The sequence below is a fragment of the Phenylobacterium sp. genome, assembly GCF_036723115.1.
Taxonomy (GTDB): Bacteria; Pseudomonadota; Alphaproteobacteria; order Caulobacterales; family Caulobacteraceae; genus Phenylobacterium.
Window position 1 is genome coordinate 1 of sequence record NZ_DAIMHV010000226.1, and the last position, 2,593, is coordinate 2,593.

2 protein-coding genes and 1 pseudogene are annotated in these 2,593 nt (G+C 69.6%); 1 reads left to right on the top strand and 2 read right to left on the bottom strand.

Features of this window, described 5'->3' with window-relative positions:
- Positions 1-1,073 (bottom strand): flavin-containing monooxygenase (locus V7D28_RS14790; protein ID WP_333588147.1); only part of this gene is annotated, 1,073 nt, incomplete at its 3' end.
- Between the two features lie 236 nt (positions 1,074-1,309).
- On the opposite strand from V7D28_RS14790, the gene V7D28_RS14795 reads away from it, so the two are divergent.
- Positions 1,310-2,137: a DUF2189 domain-containing protein gene (locus V7D28_RS14795; protein WP_333588148.1), complete on the top strand. Its 828-nt coding sequence runs from the start codon at positions 1,310-1,312 to the stop codon at positions 2,135-2,137.
- Between the two features lie 9 nt (positions 2,138-2,146).
- Here V7D28_RS14795 and V7D28_RS14800 read toward each other — a convergent pair.
- Positions 2,147-2,593 (bottom strand): annotated as a pseudogene (locus V7D28_RS14800) (hypothetical protein); the annotation flags it as partial.

Sequence of the window (2,593 nt, forward strand, 5' to 3'; positions counted from 1 at the left end):
CCCATGAAGAACAGGTTCGGCACGCCCGGCTTCATCATCCGCTTGAAGAGGGGGAAGCGGTTCTCCGCGTCGGGCAGAAGGTCCGGGTCGTCGAAGAAGGGGAAGCGGATGTGATAGCCGGTGGCGTAGATGATGGCGTCCACGGCCTCGACGCTGCCGTCCTCGAACTCCACCTCATGGCCGCGCAGCCGGGCGATATTGGGCTTGAACTTGATGTCCCCGCAGCCGGCCCGGGTCAGGAACTCGCCCGAGACCGAGGGGTGGGCCGTCAGCGGCTCATGGTCAGGCTTGGGCAGGCCATAGTCCTCCATATTGCCCACCAGCTTGCGGATGCGCTTGGCCGCCAGGCGCAGGCCGAGCTTGCGCGGCATCCAGTGGGGCATGGCGGCTTTGTCGGCGACCTTGCCGTTCATGTATTTGGGCAGGACCCAGACGCCCCGGCGGGCGGCCACCCACAGGGTCTTGGCGATGGGCTTCTGCGACAGCTCCGAGGCGATATCCATGGCCGAATTGCCCATGCCCACCACCACGATGTTTTTGCCCCGCAGGTCCACCGGATCAAACGGGCTGCGATAGGCATGCGCGTGCATGGCGTGGCCTGAGAATTCGCCGGGATAGTCGGGATAGCGCGGGTCCCAGTGGTGGCCGTTGGCGACGAAGAGGGCGTCGTAGGTTCGCCTCTCCCCCGTGGTCAGGGTCACGTCCCAGCGGCCGTCGCCGGCGCGGCTGGCCTTGGCCACGCCGGTGTTGAAGGTGATGCGCCGGCGCAGGTCGAAATGGTCCACATAGGCGTGGAAATAGGCCAGCAGCTGGCTGTGATGGGGGAAGTCGGGCCAGTCGGCCGGCACGGGGAAGTCCTCGAAGGCCAGGCGCCATTTCGAGGTGTCGATGTGCAGGCTCTCGTAACAGGCCGACATCCCGTTGGGGTTCTTGAAGTACCAGTTGCCGCCGATGTCGTCGGAGAGCTCGAAGACGTCGAAGTCGATCCCCGCCTCGGCCAGCCGCCTGGCCGTGGTGAAGCCCGAGGGGCCGGCCCCGATGATGCAGGCCTTGATGGGCGCCTGGCTGGTCATGTGACGTCTCTCCTCCCGTGCGCGCCGATGTTCCCCGGCGTTGTTCCCCGGCCTTCTTGCAGGCGATCAGCATGGGGCGCCTTCCCCTGGGGCCGGCAACACGCCTCCGGGACAGCCCTGAGGTGACGCTTGTCCGGCGCGGTGGGAGGGTCTTGCCTGGCCCCATCCAAAGCTTGACCATGGGGTCCGAAAGGCCGGCGCCAAAGACCGGCCTTCAAGAGCAAGGGAGCGAGAAGATGGACAGGGTTCCCGACAGGGACGGCGGTCTGCCGCCCGTGCGGCGCGTGGGGTTGTCAGCCCCCTTCGTATGGCTGGCCCAGGGTTTTTCCGATTTCCTGCGGGCGCCGGGTCCCATGCTGGCCTATGGCGCCCTGGTGGCGGCGGTCTCCAGCGGCCTGCTCTATGGCCTCTATCAGAGCAATGCGGCCTTCTGGCTGCTGACGCTCACCTTCGGCTTCGTGTTCGTGGCGCCCATGCTGGCCATGGGGCCGTATGAGGCCGGGCGGCGCCTGGCCGCGGGCCTGCCCGTGCGCCTGGCCGACGTGGCCTTTGTTCGCCCGGCCTTCCGCCAGGACGTGGCCTTTCTGGGGCTGGCCCTTCTGCTGGTCTATCTCTTCTGGGGGCGGGTGGCGCAAATCGTCTTCGGGCTCTCCACCTATCAGATGTTCGACACGGTGGAGGCCTTTGTCCGCTTCGCCCTGTTCACCGCCGACGGGCACACCATGCTCATGGCCGGAACCCTGGTGGGTGGGGTGATCGCCTATTTCACCTTCGTCATGGTGGTGGTCGCAGCCCCCCTGCTGCTGGACCCGCGGGTCAATGTCTTCGTGGCCACCCTGACCAGCTTCCGGGCCGCGGCCGCCAATGTGGCGCCCCTGACCCTGTGGGCGGCGATCATCGCCGTGCTGCTGCTGGTTTCGGCGGCCACGGGCTTCCTGGCCTTCCTGGTCATCTTCCCCTGGCTGGGCCTCGCCTCCTGGCGGGCGCGCATGGCCCTGGTGGAGCTGGCCCCCGAGGCGACACAGGCCACGCCCCCGCCCCCGCTGGACGCCCAGCCGGCCTAGAGACGCAGTCTAGCGCCGGGCTTCCAGCAGATCGCTCCAGCGCCAGGTCCCGCCGCCCAGGGCCAGGCGGGGGGCGCCGGCATGGTCGGCCAGGCTCAGCACCACCGGGCCGGTGACGGGATCGCGGCGGCAGGCCTCGGGCGCGAAGGCCACCTCCAGGGCGATGGCCTGGCGAACCCCGGCCAGCCCCTTGCCCGTCTGGCCGGGGCTCTGGATCCAGCCCTCCCGCCAGACCAGCAGGGCGCGGCCCTCGGCCTGGCGGGCGGCGTCCTGGGCCGCGGCCATGATCTGCGGGTCCTTGCGCAGGGCGGCCTGCAGCCGCGCCACCATGGAGCAGTCGCCCCCCTGGCCGGCGCCCGATCCCGCGCCCGCGCCGCGCCCCGCAGCCCCGCCGCCGGGTCCCTGACCCACGGTGATGGCGCCGGCGGCCTCGGCCTCCGACAGGGTGGTCAGGAC

Bases quoted from the DNA above. Each gene is read 5' to 3' on its own strand.
- V7D28_RS14795 (WP_333588148.1), top strand. From the start codon at position 1,310: ATGGACAGGGTTCCCGACAGGGACGGCGGTCTGCCGCCCGTGCGGCGC.